Annotated in this window: 5 protein-coding genes; 4 read left to right on the forward strand and 1 reads right to left on the reverse strand. The window is 54.6% G+C overall.

Annotated elements, in window-relative coordinates; genetic code table 11:
* Window positions 1–28 precede the first annotated feature (28 nt).
* The 4 genes from ispH (at window position 29) to KQJ19_RS22660 (ending at window position 3,396) form a co-directional block, all read left to right on the forward strand.
* Window positions 29–979, forward strand: a complete 951-nt coding sequence (gene ispH, locus KQJ19_RS22645) for a 4-hydroxy-3-methylbut-2-enyl diphosphate reductase (protein ID WP_047500149.1) — start codon at window positions 29–31, stop codon at window positions 977–979.
* Between the two features lie 66 nt (window positions 980–1,045).
* On the forward strand, window positions 1,046–1,960 hold the full coding sequence (rihC, locus tag KQJ19_RS22650) for a ribonucleoside hydrolase RihC (RefSeq protein ID WP_016155659.1): 915 nt from the start codon (window positions 1,046–1,048) through the stop codon (window positions 1,958–1,960).
* Between the two features lie 97 nt (window positions 1,961–2,057).
* Entirely contained in the window at window positions 2,058–2,621 is a 564-nt protein-coding gene (locus KQJ19_RS22655) for a glucose-6-phosphate isomerase family protein (protein WP_047414460.1), read from the forward strand.
* Complete coding sequence (locus KQJ19_RS22660; protein WP_047500153.1) at window positions 2,614–3,396, forward strand: glucose-6-phosphate isomerase family protein; 783 nt, start codon at window positions 2,614–2,616, stop codon at window positions 3,394–3,396. The genes KQJ19_RS22655 and KQJ19_RS22660 overlap by 8 nt, the downstream gene beginning before the upstream one ends.
* A gap of 305 nt (window positions 3,397–3,701) precedes the next feature.
* On the opposite strand, the gene KQJ19_RS22665 is transcribed toward KQJ19_RS22660, so the two are convergent.
* On the reverse strand, window positions 3,702–4,165 hold a 464-nt coding region (locus KQJ19_RS22665), incomplete at its 5' end, for a PTS system mannose/fructose/sorbose family transporter subunit IID (protein ID WP_216404198.1).

Here is a 4,165-nt window from a genome sequence, read left to right on the forward strand (position 1 = left end):
GAAGTCGAACCGGCACTGGAGGCGTAAAATGCAGATCCTGTTGGCCAACCCGCGCGGTTTTTGCGCTGGCGTAGACCGCGCTATCAGCATTGTGGAAAACGCGCTGGCTATTTACGGCGCACCGATTTATGTCCGTCATGAAGTGGTGCATAACCGCTATGTGGTGGATAGCCTGCGCGAGCGCGGCGCTATTTTTATTGAGCAAATCAGCGAAGTACCGGATGGCGCGATCCTGATTTTCTCCGCTCATGGCGTGTCTCAGGCGGTGCGTAACGAAGCCAAAGGCCGCGACCTCACGGTTTTTGATGCGACCTGCCCGCTGGTAACGAAAGTGCATATGGAAGTTGCCCGCGCCAGCCGTCGCGGTGAAGAGTCAATTTTAATTGGTCACGCCGGGCATCCGGAAGTTGAAGGCACGATGGGCCAGTACAGTAACCCGCAGGGGGGAATGTATCTGGTCGAATCACCTGAAGATGTGCTGAAACTGAATGTAAAAAATGAAGGCAAATTGTCCTTCATGACGCAGACTACTCTCTCCGTTGATGACACCTCTGACGTCATTGACGCGTTGCGAAGCCGTTTCCCGAAAATTGTCGGGCCGCGCAAAGACGATATCTGTTATGCCACGACCAACCGCCAGGAAGCGGTCCGTGCGCTGGCAGAGCAGGCCGATGTTGTGCTGGTGGTCGGCTCGAAAAACTCTTCTAACTCCAACCGTCTGGCTGAACTGGCCCAACGAATGGGGAAAGCGGCGTATCTGATTGACGATGCGACCGATATCCAGGAAGCGTGGGTGAAAGAAGCCAGGTGCGTGGGCGTGACGGCCGGTGCCTCGGCGCCTGATATCCTGGTGCAAAACGTGATTGCTCGCCTGCAGGAGCTTGGCGGTGGGGAAGCTATTCCGCTGGAAGGGCGTGAAGAAAACATCGTTTTCGAAGTACCGAAAGAGCTGCGTGTGGATGTTCGTGAAGTAGAGTAAGTCTTTCCGGTTACGATTATGAGAAGATGCCAGACTTAACGTCTGGCATTTTTTTATGGAGAAACCATGCGCTTACCGATCATTCTTGATACCGATCCCGGCATTGATGATGCTGCCGCTATTGCCGCCGCGCTGTTTGCCCCTGAGCTGGATCTGCAACTGATGACCACGGTAGCAGGTAATGTGTCGGTGGAAAAAACCACCCGTAATGCATTGCAACTGCTGCACTTCTGGAATGCGGATATTCCACTGGCGCAGGGGGCATCGATGCCGCTGGTGAGACCGCTACGAGATGCCGCTTCCGTACACGGTGAATCAGGTATGGAAGGGTATGAATTTGTCGAACACGACCGCCAGGTGATGGCAAAACCTGCCTTCCAGGCCATTCGCGATGCGTTGATGCATGCCCCGCAGCCTGTGACGCTGGTGGCAATTGGCCCCCTGACCAACATTGCGCTGCTGCTGACTCATTATCCTGAATGCATATTCAACATTCACCGTCTGGTGATTATGGGCGGTTCTGCCGGGCGCGGGAACTTCACGCCAAACGCCGAGTTTAATATTGCTATCGATCCCGAGGCCGCCGCAAAAGTCTTCCAGAGCGGGCTGGAGATTGTGATGTGCGGGCTGGATGTCACTAATCAGGCCATGCTCACCCCTGACTATCTGGCGACGTTGCCGCAGCTTAACCAGACGGGAAAAATGCTGCACGCGCTGTTTAGCCATTACCGTAGCGGCAGTATGAATACGGGGCTACGAATGCACGACCTGTGCGCTATTGCCTGGCTGGTGCGCCCGGAACTGTTTACCCTGCAGCCGTGCTTCGTGGCGGTTGAAACCCAGGGTGAATATACCTCGGGTACGACGGTGGTGGACATTGAAGGACGTTTAGGGCATCCGGCAAATGCCCAGGTCGCGCTGGGGCTGGACGTTGAGGGGTTCCAGCAGTGGGTGGCAGAGGTACTGACGCTGGCACCTTGAGGCTGTGATCTGGCCCGCAATATGCAGATAGCGATAGCAGGTTAATCGATTAATCTGCTAATCTGATCCTGTTGTTCTCCTCGGGCCGGAGACACATATGAACCTTTCTTTTATCCAGCCACCGCAGGTGGCGTGGGCAAGCGGCGCTTTAGCTGATGGCCTGTTATTGCGTAAATCCACCCGTATTGAGGATCTTCCAGACGTTTTTGCCGATGAACACGCCCGTCAACAGCTGGTTGGCGAGCAGGTCGTGTATGACGTCGAGATGCTGGATACCTCTCCCGCTGAAGGTGAACTCTACACCGGTGTTACCCATCTTTACCCTGGCCGGGTCGGCTGTGAGTATTTTATGACCCGCGGGCATTTCCATGCGCGCCGCGAACAGGGGGAAGTCTATTTTGGTCTGCGTGGCACCGGTTTGCTGCTGTTGCAAACTGAGCAGGGCGACGCGAGGCTGGAAAAAGTATTCGCGGGATCTGTCCACATTATCCCCGGCTTTACCGCGCATCGGTTAATCAACACCGGGGAAGAGGTTCTGTCGGCGCTCGCCGTATGGCCAGGGATTGCGGGTCATGATTATGCAGCGCTCGCCAGCGGCTTCAGAATAAGGGTCTTTGAGGAAAATAAGACGGTTCAGGCGAAGGAGGTACAGAATGGGTGACTTAGCGCATTCTTACGCCTTGGATATGACGGTCCATCATCACCCGCTTGGTTTTAGCTATGGGGATGAGGTTACCGGGCCGATGCCGGAGATTCGTCAACTTGACCAGATTCGCGCCTCGCTGCGCGATCCGCACTGTGAAGGGCCGCAAGAGGTGTATGCCATAGCGATGGATGTGGCGCGAATGCAGGATCGCGAAGAGTTGAAAAAGCGGATGCTGTTGTTTGGCGTGGTGACCTATGCGGCGGGACGGCTGGGAGAAGAGCCGGTGCGTAGTCAGGGACATATTCATCGTATTAGTCAGCACAGCGGCTGGTCTCCGCCGGAGCTTTATGAAATCTGGCAGGGAAAAGCGATCATTTATATGCAGGAATATGTTGAGGACGACCCAGGCCGCTGTTTTGCTGTAATTGCCGGGCCCGGTGAGAAAGTGTTGGTACCACCCGGTTGGGGGCATGCGACTATATCCGCAGACCCGGATGTACCGTTAACCTTTGGCGCGTGGTGCGATCGTGAATATGGTTTTGAGTACGACGCCGTGCGTGCGCATAAAGGACTGGCATGGTATCCGCTGCTGCAGGGCAACAACGTTATCTGGCAGCATAATCCGCGTTACATCCCTGGACGACTGCAGGCCGTTACGCCCAGACAATATACGGAATTCTCGATTACCTCCGCACCTGTTTATCAACAATTCATCGAGGACCCGGCGCGTTTCCAGTTTATCTCACGCCCGGACAAGCACCCCGAGCTATGGCAAAACTTTCATCCATAAAAAACGGGGTATAGCCCTAATGCTTGTCAGTTAACGATGATGAGTGGCACATACGGAGGTAATGAATCTGTTGCCTCCGGCGTATTGCTACGTTCACCTTATGTTTGTCACTTCTCTGAGGCAATACGACCTGTGAACGTGTTAAGGGTACTATCGCCGTACCCTTAACACGTTCACGGGTATCTGCGCTTCAGAAAAGTGATACCACTGAGGTGAACGGAACCCTGAGCCGAAATCATATGTTCTCCATAATGCTTAACTGACTGACATTAGGGCATAGCCCCGGTTGTACCGTTTTCTTTGTGTTATCCCGCAAACAGGCCCGTGGCGACGCCGAGGGCGGCCAGTATCAACAGTAAAATCATCGCTTTCACTGGTGATACACCGCGCTTGGCCATCAGATACCAGGTACCAAGAACCACAATCAGCGGCAGTAACTGCGGGAAGATACCGTCCAGCATCTGTTGAACATGGATATTCACCCCATCTTTGGTAATAAACTCCAGTCCGGTGCCAAGTTTTACGTAGCTGGCCGCCACGCCCCCCATGACAAACACACCCAGCAGCGATAACGCTTCACGCAGACGGGCAGACTTGCTGCTCACCAGCATTTCCACCGAGCCAGAACCCATTTTGTAGCCTTTCAGGAACAAGAACCACGAACCGGGAATGATGATGGCCAGCCAGGCAACGGTATAAAACAGCGGCCCGAGAATGTTACCGCCGGCCGCCAGGGCCATGCCGATGCTGAGCAGGATAGGGATCAGCA

The sequence above is a fragment of the Citrobacter sp. S46_ASV_140 genome, from assembly GCF_018919545.1.
Taxonomy (GTDB): Bacteria; Pseudomonadota; Gammaproteobacteria; order Enterobacterales; family Enterobacteriaceae; genus Citrobacter; species Citrobacter braakii.

What these genes read in the sequence shown, in the direction of transcription:
- ispH (WP_047500149.1), top strand. Translation starts at nt 29, where the DNA reads ATGCAGATCCTGTTGGCCAACCCGCGCGGTTTTTGCGCTGGCGTAGAC.
- rihC (WP_016155659.1), top strand. Translation starts at nt 1,046, where the DNA reads ATGCGCTTACCGATCATTCTTGATACCGATCCCGGCATTGATGATGCT.
- KQJ19_RS22660 (WP_047500153.1), top strand. Translation starts at nt 2,614, where the DNA reads ATGGGTGACTTAGCGCATTCTTACGCCTTGGATATGACGGTCCATCAT.
- KQJ19_RS22655 (WP_047414460.1), top strand. Translation starts at nt 2,058, where the DNA reads ATGAACCTTTCTTTTATCCAGCCACCGCAGGTGGCGTGGGCAAGCGGC.